This is a genomic window from Lentisalinibacter salinarum, assembly GCF_040706555.1.
In the GTDB taxonomy this organism is placed as follows: Bacteria; Pseudomonadota; Gammaproteobacteria; order Steroidobacterales; family Woeseiaceae; genus Lentisalinibacter; species Lentisalinibacter salinarum.
The window spans coordinates 678,160-697,064 of record NZ_JAPDRH010000003.1 but is presented as its reverse complement, the minus strand read 5'-3'; the positions used below and the strand labels follow the sequence as shown (position 1 = coordinate 697,064).

General features: G+C 68.7%; 19 protein-coding genes and 1 pseudogene. All 20 read left to right on the top strand.

Translation table 11 applies throughout. The features are described from left to right. The first annotated feature begins 240 nt into the window (after positions 1–240). The 20 genes and pseudogenes from ACJMKZ_RS13715 (at position 241) to fliP (ending at position 18,895) form a co-directional block, all read left to right on the top strand. A complete protein-coding gene (locus ACJMKZ_RS13715) occupies positions 241–1,365 on the top strand; it encodes a flagellin (RefSeq protein WP_405233764.1) in 1,125 nt (374 codons plus the stop codon). 124 nt (positions 1,366–1,489) lie between these two features. Further along, complete coding sequence (locus ACJMKZ_RS13710; RefSeq protein WP_405233763.1) at positions 1,490–1,828, top strand: flagellar protein FlaG; 339 nt, start codon at positions 1,490–1,492, stop codon at positions 1,826–1,828. A gap of 100 nt (positions 1,829–1,928) precedes the next feature. Then, entirely contained in the window at positions 1,929–3,314 is a 1,386-nt protein-coding gene (gene fliD / locus ACJMKZ_RS13705) for a flagellar filament capping protein FliD (RefSeq protein WP_405233762.1), read from the top strand. A gap of 60 nt (positions 3,315–3,374) precedes the next feature. Continuing rightward, positions 3,375–3,821, top strand: coding sequence for a flagellar export chaperone FliS (gene fliS / locus ACJMKZ_RS13700; protein ID WP_405233761.1), 447 nt, complete (start codon positions 3,375–3,377; stop codon positions 3,819–3,821). Then, positions 3,818–4,165: a flagellar protein FliT gene (locus ACJMKZ_RS13695; protein ID WP_405233760.1), complete on the top strand. Its 348-nt coding sequence runs from the start codon at positions 3,818–3,820 to the stop codon at positions 4,163–4,165. The genes fliS and ACJMKZ_RS13695 overlap by 4 nt, the downstream gene beginning before the upstream one ends. 112 nt (positions 4,166–4,277) lie before the next feature. Then, complete coding sequence (locus tag ACJMKZ_RS13690) at positions 4,278–5,651, top strand: sigma-54 dependent transcriptional regulator (protein ID WP_405233759.1); 1,374 nt, start codon at positions 4,278–4,280, stop codon at positions 5,649–5,651. A gap of 184 nt (positions 5,652–5,835) precedes the next feature. Further along, entirely contained in the window at positions 5,836–7,083 is a 1,248-nt protein-coding gene (locus tag ACJMKZ_RS13685) for a sensor histidine kinase (protein WP_405233758.1), read from the top strand. Further along, positions 7,080–8,441: a sigma-54-dependent transcriptional regulator gene (locus ACJMKZ_RS13680; RefSeq protein ID WP_405233757.1), complete on the top strand. Its 1,362-nt coding sequence runs from the start codon at positions 7,080–7,082 to the stop codon at positions 8,439–8,441. The genes ACJMKZ_RS13685 and ACJMKZ_RS13680 overlap by 4 nt, the downstream gene beginning before the upstream one ends. Before the next feature lie 34 nt (positions 8,442–8,475). Beyond that, positions 8,476–8,793 (top strand): flagellar hook-basal body complex protein FliE, encoded by a 318-nt coding sequence (gene fliE, locus ACJMKZ_RS13675; RefSeq protein WP_405233756.1) that lies wholly within the window; start codon positions 8,476–8,478, stop codon positions 8,791–8,793. 30 nt (positions 8,794–8,823) lie between these two features. Further along, positions 8,824–10,464, top strand: a complete 1,641-nt coding sequence (fliF, locus tag ACJMKZ_RS13670; protein ID WP_405233755.1) for a flagellar basal-body MS-ring/collar protein FliF — start codon at positions 8,824–8,826, stop codon at positions 10,462–10,464. Beyond that, positions 10,457–11,461, top strand: a complete 1,005-nt coding sequence (gene fliG, locus ACJMKZ_RS13665) for a flagellar motor switch protein FliG (RefSeq protein WP_405233754.1) — start codon at positions 10,457–10,459, stop codon at positions 11,459–11,461. Before fliF ends, fliG begins: the two co-directional genes overlap by 8 nt. Next, positions 11,454–12,038, top strand: coding sequence for a FliH/SctL family protein (locus tag ACJMKZ_RS13660; RefSeq protein WP_405233753.1), 585 nt, complete (start codon positions 11,454–11,456; stop codon positions 12,036–12,038). Before fliG ends, ACJMKZ_RS13660 begins: the two co-directional genes overlap by 8 nt. Then, on the top strand, positions 12,035–13,459 hold the full coding sequence (fliI, locus tag ACJMKZ_RS13655) for a flagellar protein export ATPase FliI (RefSeq protein WP_405233752.1): 1,425 nt from the start codon (positions 12,035–12,037) through the stop codon (positions 13,457–13,459). Before ACJMKZ_RS13660 ends, fliI begins: the two co-directional genes overlap by 4 nt. 1 nt (position 13,460) lies before the next feature. Then, on the top strand, positions 13,461–13,904 hold the full coding sequence (gene fliJ, locus ACJMKZ_RS13650; RefSeq protein WP_405233751.1) for a flagellar export protein FliJ: 444 nt from the start codon (positions 13,461–13,463) through the stop codon (positions 13,902–13,904). 57 nt (positions 13,905–13,961) lie between these two features. Beyond that, positions 13,962–15,503 (top strand): flagellar hook-length control protein FliK, encoded by a 1,542-nt coding sequence (locus ACJMKZ_RS13645; protein ID WP_405233750.1) that lies wholly within the window; start codon positions 13,962–13,964, stop codon positions 15,501–15,503. Between the two features lie 157 nt (positions 15,504–15,660). Beyond that, complete coding sequence (locus ACJMKZ_RS13640; protein ID WP_405233749.1) at positions 15,661–16,182, top strand: flagellar basal body-associated FliL family protein; 522 nt, start codon at positions 15,661–15,663, stop codon at positions 16,180–16,182. Positions 16,183–16,186: 4 nt separating this feature from the next. Next, a complete protein-coding gene (locus ACJMKZ_RS13635; RefSeq protein WP_405233748.1) occupies positions 16,187–17,167 on the top strand; it encodes a flagellar motor switch protein FliM in 981 nt (326 codons plus the stop codon). Between the two features lie 164 nt (positions 17,168–17,331). Then, positions 17,332–17,583 (top strand): annotated as a pseudogene (fliN, locus tag ACJMKZ_RS13630) (flagellar motor switch protein FliN); the annotation flags it as partial. A gap of 173 nt (positions 17,584–17,756) precedes the next feature. Then, positions 17,757–18,077, top strand: a complete 321-nt coding sequence (fliO, locus tag ACJMKZ_RS13625) for a flagellar biosynthetic protein FliO (RefSeq protein WP_405233747.1) — start codon at positions 17,757–17,759, stop codon at positions 18,075–18,077. After that, positions 18,074–18,895, top strand: a complete 822-nt coding sequence (gene fliP, locus ACJMKZ_RS13620) for a flagellar type III secretion system pore protein FliP (protein ID WP_405233746.1) — start codon at positions 18,074–18,076, stop codon at positions 18,893–18,895. The genes fliO and fliP overlap by 4 nt, the downstream gene beginning before the upstream one ends. Positions 18,896–18,905 lie beyond the last annotated feature (10 nt).

The window sequence follows — 18,905 nt, the reverse complement described above, 5'->3', positions numbered from 1 at the left end:
CTTTTCTGTGCCGAATCGGTGGCCGATTTCATGGCGCTTTCTCCGGCCATCCCCGGAGTCTCTACGCAAAAGTGTGGACTGCTTCACGTCTGCGGGAATTTATGCCCGCAAATGGCGTCCAGGGCTCAAGTAAGGCCCGCTCCGACCGATAAAGAAGCTGTACTGCGGTGAGGCAGAGCCCGGACATGGTGTGCGGGAAGCTGAGCGGCAGACCAGCAAATATCGGAAGGAGTGTACGTAATGACACAGTCGATCAACACTAACGTTGCCTCGCTCAATGCGCAGCGCAACCTCAGCCAGTCGCAGGGTCTGCTGAACACGTCGCTGGAGCGGCTGTCCACGGGCCTCCGGATCAACAGCGCCAAAGACGACGCTGCCGGCCTTGCGATCTCCGAGCGTTTCACCACGCAGATCCGCGGCCTGAACCAGGCCGTGCGTAACGCGAGTGACGGCATCTCCCTGGCCCAGACCACGGAGAGCGCACTGGGTGAGCTCACCAACAACCTGCAGCGCATCCGCGAGCTGGCAGTGCAGTCGGCCAACGCCAGCAACTCCGCCTCCGACCGTGCGGCGCTGAACGCCGAGGTGGCAGAGCGCATCGCCGAGGTCGACCGCATCGCCAAGCAGACCAACTTCAACGGTCTGAAGGTGCTGGACGGTTCCTTTGGTTCGGCCACGTTCCAGGTGGGCGCCAACGTCGGTGAGACGATCAGCGTGAGCCTGAATACGGATGTCACCGCCAATGCGATTGGTACAGTCAATACGGTTGCCGGCGGCGGCTTCACGGACCTGACTGCTGATGTCACGCTGACGTTCACGGATGCATCAGCCGCCACTATCGGAACCGTGGATGTTGCTACGGGAGCGACGATTCAGGAGACTGTTGACGCTATCAACAGCGCCAACCTGGACGGTGTTGCTGCTTTCGTGAACGACGGCGGCACGATCCAGATTCTCTCGGACGAGGCGGGTGTGACGGTTGCCGATAGCGGCACCAACGAGACGGGCCTCGATGCTGCGGCCACCGTCGCTGAGACCGCATCCGCTGCGGCCTCCATTTCGGCAGCTGACGTCAGCACGGTCGCCGGCGCCAACTTCGCCATCGCCCGTGTCGACTCCGCTCTGACGGACGTGAACGGCCTCCGGGCGAATCTGGGTGCCATCCAGAACCGCTTCGAGTCCACCATTACCAACCTGCAGACGGTGAGCGAGAACCTGGCTGCTTCCCGCGGCCGGATTCTGGACGCCGACTTCGCTGCCGAGACCGCCAACCTGACCAAGGCGCAGGTCCTGCAGCAGGCCGGTGTGGCCGTGCTCGCACAGGCGAACGCGCAGCCCCAGCTGGCGCTGAGCCTCCTGCAGTAAGCGAGAGCCGGAGCGATAGCACCAGCGATCGCACTGGCAATCGGAGCATGGGGGAGGGGCGGCCGCGTGCCGCCCCTTCCTTCTCTCCTCCCGGACGGCGACTTCACGAACGAATGGGGCAAGCATGAGAACGCATGACGCCGGCTACCAGACTCATCCCGTCATCCGGCCGGCAGCGGCCGGCGAGGCGGATCTTCACGGCGGCAACGAGACGCCGGCGGCTGGCACGACCTTGCCGTTTTCTGCGCCCCGCGACGTGCGGCGTCAGCTGGAACTCGCCGTACATCAGCTGAACAGCGGCAGCATCCGCTCCGGGATGTATCTGCGCTTCGCCGTCGACTACAGCGAAAATCCCGCAACCGTGCGGGTTACGGATTCGAAAACCGGCGATCTGGTCCGCTCCATCCCCTGGGGGGAGCTGCTGCCGGAGCTGGACCGCTCGTCCAACGACAGCCGCGCCTGAAATGGCACGCTTCTTGGATTGCAGTAGCTGAGCTGCAGTGGGCCGGAGCGAGCCGGGCCGCCGGATACGAACCAAACAGCAGGAACGGGTAGCGACGAATATGGCGAGCATCACCTCCACGGGCATAGGATCGGGACTGGACGTCGGCGGCATCGTCGAGCAGCTGGTCGCGGCCGAAGGCCAGCCGGCCCGGCAGCGCTTCGCGCGGCAGGAGGCGCGGGCGCAGTCCGAGCTGTCCGCGTACGGCACGCTCAAGTCCGCACTGTCCGATTTCCGCGACCAGCTCGACGGCATGAAGTCGCTGAACTCGCTGCTGACCCGGAAGGCGAGCTCCGGCAACGAGGAGCTGTTCGCGGTGGTACCGGACGAGACCGCTATACCCGCGAGCTACTCCGTCGAGGTGGTGCAGCTGGCCCAGGCGGCGAAACTTACCTCCGGTGCCTTCGCCGACTCCGATGCCTTGGTGGGCACCGGCACGCTCACGATCGGCGTGGGCGCACTGAGCTTCGACATCGAGATCACCGAAGAGAACAACACGCTGGCCGGCATCCGCGACGCCATCAACGATGCGGTGGACAACGCCGGCGTCAGCGCGACGATAGTGAACGCCGATGCGGGCAGCTACCTGATCCTCTCGGGCACCAGGACGGGCGCGTCCCGCGAGGTATCGGTGAGCCAGGCCGGCGGCGACGGCGGCCTCGCGGCACTCACCTACGACGCCGTCGCCGGCACGGGCTCGCTGACCCTGTCCCAGGCGGCCCAGGACGCTCACGTGCGCATCGACGGCTTCGACGTCTACAGCGAGACCAATACGGTCACCGGGGCCATCGACGGCGTCTCCATCGATTTGCTCGACGCCGCGCCGGGCGAGACGAACGACGCGGTCATCGAATACGACGTGGCCGCGGTCCGCTCCACGATCACGGACTTCGTCGAGAGCTACAACGAGCTGGTCGATACGGTCGGTTCGCTGACCAGCTACAACCAGGAGACGCAGCAGGGGGGCCCGCTGCTCGGCGACGCCACGCTGCGCGGGCTCGAGGCACAGCTGCGCCGCGAGTTCTCCACTCCCGCCGGCAACAGCCAGAGTCCGTTCGGTACGCTCGCGGAGATCGGCGTGAGCCTGCAGATCGACGGCAAGCTCGCCGTCGACGACACCCGGCTGGACGAGGCGCTGGGTGCCAATTTCCAGGACGTCGGCCGATTGTTCGCTGCCGAGGACGGATTCGCGGTGCGACTGTTCGACCGGGTCGATCGGGCGCTGTCCGACGAAGGCGCCATCGAGACGCGCACGGAGGGTCTGAACAACCGCATCGAGCGCATCGAGGAACAGCGCGAGTCCCTGAACCGGCGCCTGGAGGCGCTGGAGACGCGGTTGCTGCGTCAGTTCAACGCCCTCGACTCGCTCGTGAGCCAGCTCAACAACACCAGCAGCTTCCTCGCGCAGCAGCTCGCCAACCTGCCCACGCCGGGCAAGGACTCCTAGGCAGCCCAGACACGAGCTCCCCATGCGGAGCCGACCAGAGAACCAGAGGACATACAGCAGATGACTTACGCAGCCGGTCCCAACGCACTCCGTGATTACCAGAAGATGCACGTCGAGCAGGAGGTAGCGGACGCGAGCCCCTACCAGCTGATCCAGCTCATGCTGGACCGCCTGCTGGCGAGAATCGCAATCGCCCGGGGCCATGTCGAGCGCGGCGATACCGCGGGCAAGGGACAGCATATCGGCAAGGCCATCTCCATCGTCGACGGGCTGCGGGTCAGCCTGGACGGCGACAAGGGCGGTGACATCGCGGCGAATCTGGCCGCACTCTACGATTACATGTCCCGTCGGCTGCTGCACGCGCAGCTGCATGACGATCCCTCCGCGCTGAACGAGGTCGCCTCGCTGGTGCGCGAGATCAAGAGCGCCTGGGAAGCCATTGCCGACCAGGTGGCAGACCAGACGGCCGGACAGGCCGGCGCCGCCACCGCCGGGAGCGCCGCGTGACTCGAGCGCTTGCCGAGATCGAATCACTCTCCGACGAGATGCGCCGCTGCGCGGGGCAGGGCGACTGGGAGGCCGTGGAAGCGGCATTGACCGCGCGCGACGGTCTGGTCCGCGAACTCCTCGCCGGACCCGGCGCGGCGGACCACGCCGAGGAACTGCGGCGGCTGCTGGACCAGGACGGCGAGATTCTGGCGCTGGCCCGCAAGGCGCGCGACGCCGTCGCGGCGGAGCTGCGCCAGCTCGACAACGGCCGCAAGGCCGTGCAGGCCTACGGCGGTCACAATCGCCAGAGCCGTCGCTCCATCGTCGGCTCGGCCGACTCGCTCGATTCCACCGAGGCCTGATTTCACATAAGCCGCTGAATTGTGACCGGCGTCACGACGTCGGCGGCGGTGGCGCCATTACCCTGTCGACCCTGTATCATCCCGCGTGCGCAACCGAGGAGCCATACAGGGCGTGACCGACAACAAGAACGAGAATACGGTAAGTCGCATATTGGTGGTCGAGCAAAACCCCGAGCGTCGCGAATCCCTGCTGAACCGGCTCGAATACCTGGGCTGCGAGCCGGTGGCAGCTGACCGGACGACCCGAGCGGACGACGAATGGACGGCGGTGCTGCTCGGCGATACCGGCGGCGATGACAATAGCGATAACGATCTGCAGACGCTGATCCGCTCGCTCCTCTCCGCCCGGCGCAAGATTCCCTTCCTCGTGCTGAACGACGGCGCGGACGGTGAGCCGCCCGCCGAGCTCACCGGCCATCCGGCCTGGCCGCTGGCGGCGAGCATGCGCCGCTCCGAACTGAATCGCCTGCTCCAGCGGGCGAGGCGCTACGGGGACGGCGACCGGCGTCAGCGCCTGACCGGCAGTTCTGCCAATATCCAGGCCGTCCGCCACGCGATCGAGCAGGTGGCGGACTTCGATACCAGCGTGCTGGTCACCGGTGAGTCCGGTACGGGCAAGGAGCTGGTGGCGCGCACCATCCACGACCTGTCGCCACGGCGGGACCAGCCGTTCGTTCCGGTCAATTGCGGCGCGATCCCCCCTGAATTGCTGGAGAGCGAGCTCTTCGGCCACGAGAAGGGGGCGTTCACCGGTGCGGTGAAGTCCCGTCCCGGCCGCTTCGAGTTCGCCGGCGCGGGCACCCTGTTCCTGGACGAGATCGGCGACATGAGCCTGGCCATGCAGGTGAAGCTCCTGCGCGTGCTGCAGGAGCGCCGCTTCGAGCGGGTGGGAGGCGCCGACTCGCTGGAATGCCGCTGCCGGATCATCTGCGCCACCCACCGGGACCTGCGCGCCGCCATCGACGCGGGCGAGTTCCGCGAGGACCTCTACTACCGCATCAATGTCTTCCCCATCGAGATGCCGCCGCTCAGGAAGCGGGCGGACGATCTGCCGTCGCTGCTCGACGAACTCATGGTCGCCCGCTCGCCGGAAGGCGGCGACGGCTTCCGCCTGACTACCGAGGCCATGGAGGCGCTGTCCGTCTATCCGTGGCCGGGCAACGTCCGCGAACTGGGCAATCTGGTCGAGCGTCTCGCCATCCTGCACCCCGCAGGCGTGATCGGCCTGGACGATCTGCCGGAGAAGTACCGGCAGGCGAGGCCCGCCGTCGACGCGGAAGCCGCCCTGTCGCCGGATCTCCCGGCCGACGGTCTGGACCTGCGTTCCTACCTGGCCGACATCGAGGTCCGGCTGATCAGCCGCGCCCTGCGCGAGGCGGGCGGCACCGTGGCGGAAGCCGCGCGCCGGCTGAACATGCAGCGCACCACGCTCGTCGAGAAACTGCGCAAGCACGGCCTGAATACCGACGCCCTGTCGGGAAATTGACGCCGGCCGCCCGGCGGCGTTCGCGTAACCCACTGTTTTAGCAAGCAATCCAAGTTGGCATAAGACTTGCTTGGATAACACCGGACCCTGTCCCGGGGCCGGCGGATACACAGCTCCGCCGGGGATCCGACGGTAACCCGACGGGACAGCGTGACGGAATGTTCGAGCAGTACGGAGCAGCGGATTGACGAGTGAAGCCAAAGCCAGTGCCGGACCCGAGACCGACGCAGCCGCGGATGCGCGCCGCGCCGGTCTCGAGGCGGTCTACGCTGCCCTGCAGCGCGAGGTGCTGAAGCTCAACCGGCAGCTCGCCGAGGCGCGCTCCGAGCGCGTGGAGCAGCTGCTGGAGAAGGAGCGCCTCGGCAACCGGCTGGCGCTGCTGCTCGAATCACTGCCGGGCGCGGTGATCGTGCTGGACGGCGACGGCATTATCGTCGAGTGCAACAACCGCGCCGTCGAGGTGCTGGGCCGCCCCCTGATCGGGCTGACCTGGGCCGAGGTCGTCGACCGGGAATTCGGCGCGGTACGCGATTCGACCGGCGAGCTCCGGCTGCCCGACGGACGCTGGCTGGCGCTGTCCCGCCGCCCGCTCGACCCGGAGCCGGGCGAGATCCTGCTGCTCACCGACGTGACCGAGACCCGCCGGCTGCAGGAGACGGCCGAGCGCCAGAGCCGGCTCTCCAGCATGGGCGAGATGACCGCGCGTCTCGCGCACCAGATCCGCACGCCGCTTGCCTCGGCGCTGCTGTACGTCTCCCAGATGGAGCAGGGTGCCACCGAGCCCGCGCTGACGCGTCGGTTCGCCGGCCGTGCCATCGCCAAGCTGCGCGAACTCGAGCAGATGATCAACGACATGGTGGTGTTCGCCGGCGGCGGCCGCGGCACGGCCGAGCAATTCCCCGTGGCCGGGCTTCTGGAGGACGTGGCCGAGGCCGCAGCGCCGCATGCGTCCGGCGATGCCGCGGCAGCCATGGTAACGGTGGTGATGGCCGAGCCGGGGCTCACGATGAGCGGCAATCGGCCCGCACTGGCGGGCGCGCTCACCAACCTCGTACAGAACGCCCTGCAGATGGCCGGCGACGCGGCGCGGGTGGAACTGGGCGCCGCGCGCACGGACGCCGGCGAGATCTGGCTCACCGTGACGGACAACGGGCCCGGCGTCGACGAGGCCGTTCGGGACCGCATCTTCGAGCCGTTCTTCACGACCCGCCGTCAGGGCACCGGGCTCGGCCTGGCCGTGGTCCGCTCGGTCGCAGGTGCCCACGGCGGCAGCGTCTCGGTGGAGAACCACGGCGACGGGGCCACCTTCCTGCTGCGCCTGCCCGCTGTGGCCGGTCAGCCGCTGCTCGCGAGCCGGACGGCCTTCGCCCGGGCGAGCGAGGCGGCCGCGGTCGGCGCACGCCGCCATACTGAGTTCAGGAGCCACCCATGAGCGAATCCCGTGTGACCCGTGTAATGATCGTCGAGGACGATGCCGATCTGTGCGAGGCGCTGACGGCGACGCTGGAGACGGCCGGCCACGACGTCATCACGGCCGATTGCGGCGAAAGCGCGCTCACGCTGCTCGAACTCGAAACCGTCGACCTGGTGGTCAGCGACGTCCAGATGGAACCGATGGACGGAGTGGCGCTGCTGGAGGCGCTGCGGCGTCGTCACGCCAGCCTGCCGGTAGTGCTGATGACGGCCTACGGCACCATCGAGAAAGCGGTCGAGGCCATGCGCCTCGGTGCGGCCTACTACATGGTGAAGCCGTTCGAGGCGCGGGAACTGGTCGAGACAGTCGGCCGCCACGTCCGCGCGACGCCGGGCGGCAACGGCCCGGTGGCCGGCGATCCGACGACACGGGTGCTGCTGAAGGTAGCCGAGCGCGTCGCCGCCAGCGAGGCCACGGTGACCATCAGCGGCGAGAGCGGCACGGGCAAGGAAGTGTTCGCCCGCTATATCCACAGGTGCTCGCCGCGGGCGGAGGCGCCATTCGTGGCCATCAACTGCGCCGCCATCCCCGAGAACATGCTGGAGGCGGTCCTGTTCGGCCACGAGAAGGGCGCTTTCACCGGTGCCACCAGTGCGAGCCCGGGCAAGTTCGAGCAGGCCCAGGGCGGCACGCTGCTGCTGGACGAGATCTCCGAGATGGCCCTGGGCCTGCAGGCGAAGCTCCTGCGCGTGCTGCAGGAACGCGAGGTCGAGCGGATCGGCGGCCGGCGCACTATCCCGCTGGACGTGCGGGTGCTCGCGACCACCAACCGGGATCTGCGCTCCCAGGTGCAGGAGGGGCGTTTCCGCGAGGACCTGTTTTATCGCCTGAACGTCTTCCCGCTGAACATCCCGCCGCTGCGCGAGCGCCGGGGCGACATCCTGCCGCTGGTGGCGAACGCCCTGGAAAACTATGCGGGCGGAATGCGCACCGTGCCCGCGCTGACCCCCGCAGCAGAGCAGAAGCTGGCCGGCCACCACTGGCCCGGCAACGTGCGCGAGCTCGAGAACCTGGTGCAGCGCACCCTGATCATGGCGGCGGCCGACACGATCGACGCGGACGATCTGATTTTCGAGGACGGCGGGCACATCGCCGCGCCCGGCGGCGGCGCCGACGGGGATCTGCAGGACGACCTCTGGCAGCGCGAGCAGCAGCTGATCCTGGAAGCGCTGCGCGAGGGCGACGGCAGCCGCAAGTTCGCCGCCGAGCGCCTCGGCATCAGCGCGAGGACGCTGCGCTACAAGCTGGCGAAGATGCGCGAGACCGGGGTCGACGTCCCCGGCGGCAACGGCCATGGAAACCGGGAGGTCGCGTGAGCGCGGCCGCCGCAACAGTCACAGGTAGCGAGCCATGAATGCGATCCGACCCGAACAACTGCTGGAACAGATCCGTGCGATGAGCCCGGGGCTGCAGCCCGAGTCCGTGCAGCCGCCGCCGACCGATCGTCCCGAATTCGGCGACGTCCTGCAGGACACGCTGAAGTCGGTCAACGAGGCACAGAAGGAGTCCGGCGACCTGGCCGCGCGCTTCGAGGCCGGCGATCCGAACACGAGCCTCGTCGACGTCATGCTCGCCCGGCAGAAGTCCGGGCTGGCTTTCCAGGCGGTGACCGAGGTACGCAACAAGCTGGTCAGCGCCTACCAGGACATCATGAACATGCCGGTGTGAGATTGACACTGGTGTTGACGGTAAAGCCCTATGGAAAATAATCCTCCGATCGAGAATCGCTTCGCCGCGGCCTCGCACCTGGACTTCGCGGGCGTGATGCGCATACCCGCCGTGCGCCAGGTGCTGCTGCTGGTGGGCGTCGCGGGCAGCGTGGCCATCGGCATCGCCCTGTTCCTGTGGTCGCAGTCGCCGGCCTACACCCAGCTGTACGGCGACCTGGCCGAGCGCGACAGGAGCCAGGTGGTGGAGGCCCTGCGCACGGCCGGCATCGACTTCCGGCTGGATCCGGGCACGGGTGCGGTGATGGTGCCGGACGCGCGGGTACACGACGCCCGCCTCGAGCTGGCGGCGAACGGACTGCCGGAAGGCACGGGCATGGGCCTGGAGATGATCAAGGAGCCCCAGGGCTTCGGCGTCAGTCAGTTCATGGAGAACGCCCGCTATCAGCACGCACTGGAGACGGAGCTGGCCCGCACCATCCGCAACGTGCGTTCGGTGCAGGAAGCCCGCGTGCATCTCGCCATGCCGAAGCAGACCGCGTTCGTGCGTGACCGGGAAGGCGCGAGCGCCTCGGTGATGCTGAGCCTCTACGGCGGACGCCAGCTCGAACCCGAGCAGGCGGATGCCATCGTGCACCTCGTGGCCTCCAGCGTGCCCAACCTGATGACGAAGGACGTCACGCTCATAGATCAGCACGGCCGCATGCTGAGCTCGAACGGCGAGCGCAACGGCTATGCGCTGACCGCGGCGCAGTTCGAGCACACGCGCACGGTCGAGCAGAGCTACCGTGAGCGCATCGTCGACCTCCTTACGCCGCTGGTCGGTGCCGGCAACGTCCGCGCCCAGGTGGTCGCCGACATCGACTTCACGGTGAAGGAGGAGACCCGCGAGAACTACGACCCCGAGAGCACGGTGGTGCGCAGCGAGACCGTCAGCGAGCGCCAGCGCAGCGGCGGCTCCGACGCGGCCCAGGGCATCCCGGGGGCGCTCAGCAACCAGCCGCCCGAGGCCGGCGGCGTGGCGCCGCAGGAAGGCGAGGCCGCGGCCGCCAGCGCCGTGAATACCTCGCGCGAGGCCACGCGCAACTTCGAGGTGGACAAGACGGTGAGCCGGGTGATCGCGCCCACGGGTGCCATCCGCCGCCTGTCCGTCGCCGTGCTGATCGACGACGTTGCCGCGGCCGGCGCCGCTGCCGAGGGAGCCGGAGACGGCGAGTCCGCCGGCGCCGCCAGCCTCGGCGAACAGGACATCGCCCGCATGACCGCGCTGGTGAAGGAGGCCGTCGGCTTCGACGAGGCGCGCGGTGACTCGGTGCAGCTGATCAACGCGCCGTTCCAGCCGGCCCCGGAAGTCGCGGAGCCGGATGGCCCGCCGATCTGGCAGCAGCCCCAGGTGCTCGCGATCGGCCGTCAGGTGCTGGGCGCGCTGCTGGTGCTCGCCCTGGGCTTCGGCGTCCTGCGCCCGATGTTGCGCGGCATCGTGCAGAGCCACCAGCAGTCGACGCCCCAGCTCGCCGCCGCGGGAGGCGCGGGTGCCCTCGGCGCCCCCGCGCAGCAACACCAGCCGCAGCTGAGCTACGAGCAGAAGATCGCCGCGGCGAGAAATATCACCACCTATGACCCGGGGCGCGTCGCCCAGGTCGTGAAGAAATGGGTAGCAGAGGATGTCTGAGCAACCGAATTACTCCGGGACCGAGCGCGCCGCCGTCCTGCTGATGACCCTGGGCGAGGCCGAGGCCTCCCAGGTGCTGAAGCACATGAGCGCCCGGGAGGTGCAGCGCCTGGGTGTGGCCATGGCGCAGATGAAGGACGTCTCCAGAGACGCCGCGGACAATGTGCTGAACCACTTCGTCTCCGTCGTCGAAGAGGAGACGTCCCTCGGCGTCGGCACCGAGGCCTACATCCGCAAGGTGCTCGTGAATGCCTTCGGCGAGTCCAAGGCCGACGCGTTCATCGACCGCATCCTCATCGGCGAGGACGCGAGCGGGCTCGAGGCGCTGAAGTGGATGAGCTCGGAGTCGGTGGCTGAGATGATCTCCGACGAGCACCCCCAGATCATCGCCATCGTGCTGGCGTATCTCGACGCGGACCAGGCCGCCCACGTGGTGGAGCTGCTGCCCGAGGAGATCCGCAGCGAGGTCGTCATGCGGGTGGCCAAGCTCGACGACGTCCAGCAGAGCGCGCTGGCCGAGATCGAGGCACTGATCGAGAAGAAGGCGAACATGGGCGAGCGCACGGCCACCGCGAAGATCGGTGGCGACAAGGTGGCGGCCGACATCCTGAACGCACTGACGCCTCAGGACGGCGATTCCATCCTGGGCTACATCAACGAGCAGAGCGAATCCCTGGGTCAGCGCATCTCGGAGAAGATGTTCATGTTCGAGAGCCTGCTTTCGGTGGACGACCGGGGGATACAGGCGCTGCTGCGCGAGGTGTCCAACGACCTGCTGGTGCTGGCGCTGAAGGGCACGGACCAGGCCATGCAGGACAAGATCTTCGGCAACATGTCGAAGCGCGCCGCCCAGCTGTTGCGCGAGGACCTGGAGGTGAAGGGTCCGGTGCGCGTGAGCGAAGTCGAGACCGCCCAGCGCGAGATCCTCACGGTCGCACGCCGCATGGCCGACGCCGGCGACCTCGATCTCGGCACCAGCGGAGAGGAGTATGTCTGAGTCCGCCACCGACAAGGCGGCCACCCGCTGGCAGCAGCCCGATATCGGCGACGAGGGACTGGTCACGGCCAGCCGGCTGGAGACCCTGCAGCGGGAGGCCTACGAGGAGGCCTGGCGCCAGGGTTACGAGGAAGGCCTGCAGGCCGGTGCCGACGAGGTCGGCGAGCGCGCGGCCAGGCTGCAGTCACTGCTCGGCGCGCTGTGCAAGCCCTTCGAGGAACTCGACGACGAGGTGGAGCAGCAGGTGCTGCGGCTGGTGACGCTGGCCGTGCGTCAGCTGCTGCGCCGGGAGCTGCAGAGTGATCCCGGCCACGTCATCGGGGTGGTCCGGGACGCGCTGCGCATGCTGCCGGTGGCCAGTCGCAGCATCGAGGTGCAGTTGCATCCGGAGGACGCGGCGCTGGTGCGCGAGGCGCTGACGGTTGCAGAGGAAGAGCGTCCCTGGCGGCTCACAGAGGACCCGCTGGTGACCCGCGGCGGCTGCCTGGTGAAGGCCGATAAATCCCGCATCGACGCCACGGTGGAGAGCCGCCTGAACCGCACGCTGGCGGGCCTGATCGAGGATGAGCGCACATGAGCGGCGGCGTCGGCACGGCGGTACCGTCGGCGAACCGATCCGCCCGCTGGGCCGAGCGCCTGCGCCACTACCAGGGCCGCATCGAGAACGCGCCGTCGATGGTGGTGGAGGGGACGCTGCGGCGCACGGTGGGCCTCACGCTGGAGGCGGAGGGCTGTCAGGCCGCGGTAGGCGGCCGCTGCGACGTGGTCTCGCTGGACGGCCATACCGTCGAGACGGAGGTGGTGGGGTTCGCGGGCGAGAGTCTCTACCTGATGCCGACCGGCCACATCCACGGCATCGCTCCCGACGCGCGGGTGATCCCCTCGCCGGGCGTGCGGGAAGTGGCGGCGGGCACGGAGCTGCTCGGCCGGGTCCTCGACGGTCGCGGCCGTCCCCTGGACGGGCTCCCGGCGCCGCGGGCGAGCGACCGCGTGCCGCTGACCGGCGCCCGCATGAATCCGCTGGAGCGCCGCCGGATCACGGAGCCGCTCGACGTGGGCGTGCGCTCCATCAACGCGTTGCTGACCGTGGGACGCGGCCAGCGCATGGGCCTGTTCGCCGGCAGCGGTGTCGGCAAGAGCATGCTGCTCGGCATGATGACCCGCTACACCAACGCCGACGTGGTGGTGGTCGGCATGATCGGCGAGCGGGGCCGCGAGGTGAAGGAGTTCGTGGACTCCACGCTGGGCGAAGAGGGCCTGGCCCGCTCGGTCGTCGTGGCGACGCCCGCGGACGACACGCCGCTCATGCGCCTGCACGGCGCCTGGCTCTGTACCGCCATCGCGGAGTACTTCCGTGACCAGGGGCTGCAGGTGCTGCTGCTCATGGACTCGCTGACCCGCTTCGCCCAGGCGCAGCGTGAGATCGCGCTCGCCATCGGCGAGCCGCCCGCCACCAAGGGCTATCCGCCGTCGGTCTTTGCCAAGCTGCCGCAGCTGGTCGAGCGCGCCGGCAACGGTGCGAGCGGCGAGGGCTCCATCACGGCGCTCTACACCGTGCTGACCGAAGGCGACGACCACAATGACCCCATCGCCGACGCGGCGCGGGCGATCCTGGACGGCCACATCGTGCTCTCCCGCCAGCTCGCGGAATCCGGCCTGTATCCGGCCATCGACGTCGAGGCCTCGGTGAGCCGCGCGATGCACCAGATCACGCCGAAGGACCAGCTGGCCCAGGTCAGCCGTTTCCGCCAGATCTATGCCACCTACCAGCACAACCGGGACCTGATCGCGGTGGGCGCCTACCAGCGCGGCTCGGACCGGCGGGTGGACGAGGCCATCGGCGTCTGGCCGGCAATGATGGAGTTCCTGCGCCAGGACTTCGAGCAGCGCGTGGACATGGGGACCAGCCTCAGGATGCTGGACAACCTGCTGCCGGCGGAGCCGACCGGTACGGTTCCGGTGCCGGCCGATGCCGCCGCCGCCGACGGAGGAAACTGATATGGCGAACAAGCGTTCCACCCGCATGCAGCCCGTGCATGACGTGGCCAGTGCCGAGGAGCAGGACCTCTCCCGCGAGATGGGCAGGGCCGAACGCACGCTCCAGGAGCAGATCGGCCGGCTGCAGGAGCTGAGGACGCACCGCGAGGAATACGCGGCGAAGAGCCGGGAGCGCGAGGCCGTGGGATCGAGCCGGTGGCGCGACTACCGGCTGTTCCTGGACCGCCTGAACCAGGCGATCGTCATGCAGGAAGGCATCATCGCCGACTGGCGCCGCCGGCGGGACGATCTGCGCCGGCAATGGCAGGTGAAGCGGCAACGGCTGGAGTCGCTGGACCGCATCATCGACCGCTACCGGCGCAACGAACTCCGGGAAGAGGAGCGTCGCGAGCAGCGGGCCGTCGATGCCGAGGCACGGCCCCGCCAGGTGTTCGGTGAAGACTAGCCCCTGGCACGCTTCTTGCTCCTGTCCGGGTGGATAACACAAGACGGGAGCGGTCCCTTGATCGAAAACATGCTGAACATGCGGCCCGGTGAGGGCTTCGCGGCGGGCTCCGGCCCCGTGAAACTGCGCGCTGCGGCCGCCGATGGGTCGGCCGGCACGCCCTTCCGGATCCCGGCGCTGGCGGACCCGGCCGCTCCCGGCTCGCCGGCAAACGGCTTCCGCCCGGTCGGCAACCGCTTGCCGCCCGGGGATGCCCCGGACGGAAGCCCGGGGAACCCGTTCCCGGCCGACGCCGGGGATCCGGCTGCGGTCCCCACCCGGCAGTTGCTCGGGCAGGCCGCGGCCCGCCTCGGCGGCGAGGCGGGCGGCATCCCGCTGGATGGCAGCAGCCCGAGCCGGATAACCGCCACCAGGATCGCCGCAGAGGAGGCCGCGGCCGGCGCGGACGGAACCGTCGAGTCCGGGGGCGCGCCGCTGCCGGCGGACCTGTTCCCCGACCTCGAACTGGAATTTCCGGCCGCGCCGCTCGAGGCACGATCCGGGGGCACCGGTCTGGTAGTACCGCCGCTGGACGGGTCTGCCACCATCCTCGATGCGGCCTCCCTGGTCGGCGGCCGGATCGCGTCGGGGCCGGCGGGTGCGCCGCATGGTCCGGTGAATCCCGCGCTCACCGATCCGGCGAGCGCATTGCCAGCAGGTGGCCGGCTACCGGAATGGGGCGGCGCACTTCCGGCGGGGTTCGCCGGATCGGGTTCCACCGGACTACCGGGAACCCGGGGATTCCACGGACTGCAGGGATTGCCTGCCGCGGTGGCGGCGGCCAATAGCGCGGCCAGTGCCCAGGCCGCCGCCGTGAGCCAATCCGCCGGGCTGACCGCAACAGACGGCCAGCCGTCCCTGCCTGCGGCGACCGGTGCGAACGGGTCGGCAGGCCAGGCGCCCGCGCCGGGGCTGCAGGCCGTGCCGCCGGGGATCGAGGTCATGGCCGGGCTGCGGCAGGCCATGGCGGATCTCGCCCGTGACGGCAGCGGCTCGTCCGGCGATCGCGGCCGGCCGGCGCCGGAGGCACTGACCCGCACGGACGGGGCAGGCTTCCTCTCGACTTTCGGTCTGGCGACGGCATCCCAGGCCTCGGCGGCCGACCGCCCGATGTTCATGCTGCCGTCGCCGCCGGGGACGCCGGAGTTCGCCGACCAGGTGGCAGAGCGGGTCGTCTGGATGGCCGGCCAGAAGCTGGACCGGGCCCAGATCAGGCTCAACCCGGCCCATCTCGGTCCCATCTCCGTCGACGTCAGTGTGGGCGAGGACGGGGCGAATATCACGTTCACCGCCCAGCACTCGGTGACCCGTGAGGCCCTGGAACAGGCGCTGCCGCGGCTGCGCGAGATGTTCAGCGGCTCGGGGCTGGCCCTGGCCGGTGCCGACGTGTCGGGCCAGGGCCCGGACACGCACCGGGGCGGTGACGAAGCCGGGACCGCCGCCGGAGGCGACACGGCGCCGGGTATCGGCGTGAGCGGCGCCGCGGATGCCGAGGCAGTGGCCGAGACGCCGGTGCGCTCCGGCTCCGCCGGCCGCGGACTGATAGACACGTATGTCTGACGGCCGACGCTGGATCGTTGACGCCGGCGCCAATTTCCCGGCGACGGAAATCCGACACGCCTGAAATTAAATTTAATAAAAACAGAAGCTTAATCGCCTAAATCCGGTTGGCATGTCCCTTGCATCCACTCCTGTGGTTTCTACAGGAGTGATGTCGATGGCAGACGAACAGAACGAGACCCCGGGCGGCGAGGAGGCCGCACCCAAGGGCAAGGGGTCCAAGCTGTTGATTATCGGCGGCGCCGTCGGGCTGCTGGTGGTGGGGCTCGCCGTCGGCGGCTTCATGTCCGGCATGTTCTCGTCGGAGGAGGCCGCCGGAGCCGGTGAAGAGACCGCCGAGGCCGCGGAAGACGACGGCCCGGCCTTCTACGTCGGCCTGCATCCCCCGCTCACCGTCAACTTCGGCGGCGAAGTGGGCCAGCGCCATTTCATGCAGGTCAGCCTGGAGTTCATGGCCCGTGAGCAGCGCATTGTCGATGCGTTCAAGGAGCATGACGCGGTGATCCGCAACAACCTCCTGCTGCTGCTCGGCGGCTACGACTACGAGACGGCCACCACCCGTTCCGGCAAGGAGCGGATGCTGGACGACGTCCTGGCCGAGGTGCAGGGCATCCTCAGCGATCGCATCGGCGAGCCCGGCGTCCGGGAAGCGTACTTCACGACGCTGGTAGTGCAGTAAGCCGATGAGCGAGAAGGTACTCAGCCAGGACGAGATGGACGCACTCATGGACGGGGTGTCGTCCGGCAAGGTCGAGGTCCAGACGGACACCGGACCGCTGGACGCGGAGGTCTACGACTACGAGATCCCTGCGCGTAACCAGATCCGTCGCGGCAGCCTGCCCCGGCTGGATCATCTCAACCGTCAGCTCGCCCGCCGCATGGAACGCACCCTCATGCGCCAGTTGCGCGTGGAGACCCGGGTGGTGACGCGCAGCATCGAGACGCTGCGTTTCGAGACCGTCTGCGACGGCTTCCCGACCCCGCCGCTGCTGATGCTGCTGGGCTTGCCGCCCCTGACCGGACCGGCGCTGATGTTCCTCGACCCGCCGCTGATCAATGCGCTGGTCGACCGCTACTTCGGCGGCGCCAACGGCAACGAATGCCGGAGCGACCGTGAGGGCTACACGCCGGGCGAGGTGCGCATCAGCGAGATCGTCATGAGCCGGTTTCTCGAGAACCTGAAAGACGTATGGCGGCCGGTGATCGAGCTCGAACCCGAGATCGTGCAGACGGAATCGGATCTGCAACAGCTGCAGGTCGCCGCGCCGAACGATCCGGTGGTGAGATGCGAATTCGGCGTGGAGCCGGGCGAGTCCAGCGGCCGTATCCAGCTCATCCTGCCGCTCGAGACCATTCTGCCTGTCTTCGACAGCCTCGACGGCGCCGAGCGCTCCGGCGGCGACGCCCAGGACGAGGCCTGGTCGGGGATGCTGCGCGAACACGTCCTCGCCTCTGTCGTGGAACTGACCACCGGCATCGGCGACAACGAACTCTCGCTGGGCGACGTGGCCCGACTCGCCCCCGGCGACATCATCCCCATCAACTCCCCCAAGACAGTGACGCTCAGCGTCGGCGACACGCCCGTACTCCAGGGCGAGTTCGGCCTGTCGCGTGGGCGCAATGCAGTGCGGACCGGCGTCTGGGTCGCCGCCCGCAAGGACTGAGAGCACGAGGAAGCATTATGAGTGAGAACACGGAAAACACCGGCGCCGAGGCGGCGGAGGACCAGGCGGCAGCGCCGCCCGCGGCGGAGACCGGCGAGCAGTATTCGCCCGACCGCTTCGAGAAGGGCGCATCGAGCCTCCCGGCCGACAGCGCGGATATCAAGCTGGACCTGGTGCTGGACGTGCCGGTCACCGTTTCGCTGCGGGTCGGCAACACCAGAATCAGCATCCGCGACCTGATGCGACTGGTGGAGGGCTCGATCATCGAGCTCGACCGGCCTGCCGGCGAGCCCATGGACGTGCTGGTGAACGGCACCCTGGTGGCTCACGGCGAGATCGTCGTGGTGAACGACAAGTTCGGCGTGCGCCTGACGGATGTCGTCAGCCCCAGCGAACGCATCCGCAAGCTGAATTGAGCCGGCAGGGAATCGCGCGCATGGAGACTCTTCCGACACCACGTCAGGCACGTCCGGTTCAGGCGGCGATCACAGCCGCCGTGCTGTGGCTTGCCGCGGCACCGGTGCTGGCGGCCGGCGACGGCAAGCCGGCGCCGATGCCCTCGCCGCTGTCGGGGACGGAGTTGCTCAGCATGAGTATGAATCTCCTGCTGGTGATAGGCGCCATCCTGCTGTTCGGCTGGATCTACAGCCGCTCCCAGGGGCTGCGCGCCGCGCGCAACGGCCACTTCCGGGTGCTGGCGGCCCAGCCGCTGGGCGCCAAGGAGAAGGTGGTGCTGCTGCAGGTGGGCGAGCAGCAGGTGGTCGTGGGCATCTCGCCCGGCGGCATGAATACCCTGCTGGTGCCCGAGAAGCCCGTCGTGCCGCTCACCCCCGCACCCGGCGACGGCGAGCGCAGCTTCACCGAGCGTCTGCGCGCCGCGGTGGCGGGCACCGCGAGGGAGCGGTCATGAAGCGGCTGGCCACACGAGTGACGATACACCCGGCAGCGTTGGCACTGACGCTGGCTATCGTGATTGCCGCGCTGATCGCCGCGCCCGTCACCGGCTTCGCGAACGAGGCGACGGCGGCGGACGTCATCGCCGCGGCGGCCGACTCGGTGAACGATTCGGTGAATGGCTCACCCGCCGGCGCCGGAGAGAGCTACAGCCTCAGTATCCAGATCCTGGTGCTGATGACGCTGCTGACCCTGCTGCCGGCGGGGCTGCTGTCCATGAGCGCCTTCGTGCGGATGATCATCGTGCTCTCGATCCTGCGCCAGGCGCTCGGCACGGCGCAGACGCCCCCGAATCAGGTTCTGATCGGCATCGCGCTGTTCATGACGTTCTTCGTGATGACGCCGGTGCTCGACCGCATCTACGACGAGGCCGCCAAACCGTACATCGACGGCGAGGTGAGCGCGGAGGTGGCGCTCAGCGCCGGCATGGAACCGCTGCGCGAGTTCATGCTGCACCAGACCCGCGAGGACGATATCGCACTGTTCGCCGGCATCGCCGGACGGACCGATTTCGCCTCGGCGGCGGAGGTACCTACCTCGGTGCTGGTGCCGAGCTTCATCGTGAGCGAGCTGAAGACCGCCTTCCAGATCGGCTTCCTCGTGTTCATACCCTTCCTGATCATCGACCTGGTCGTGTCCAGCGTGCTGATGTCGATGGGCATGATGATGCTCTCGCCCATGCTCATCTCGCTGCCCTTCAAGATCATGCTGTTCGTGCTGGTGGACGGCTGGGCCATGGTGCTCGGCACGCTGGCCTCGAGTTTCTACGTCTGAGGATGCGCCC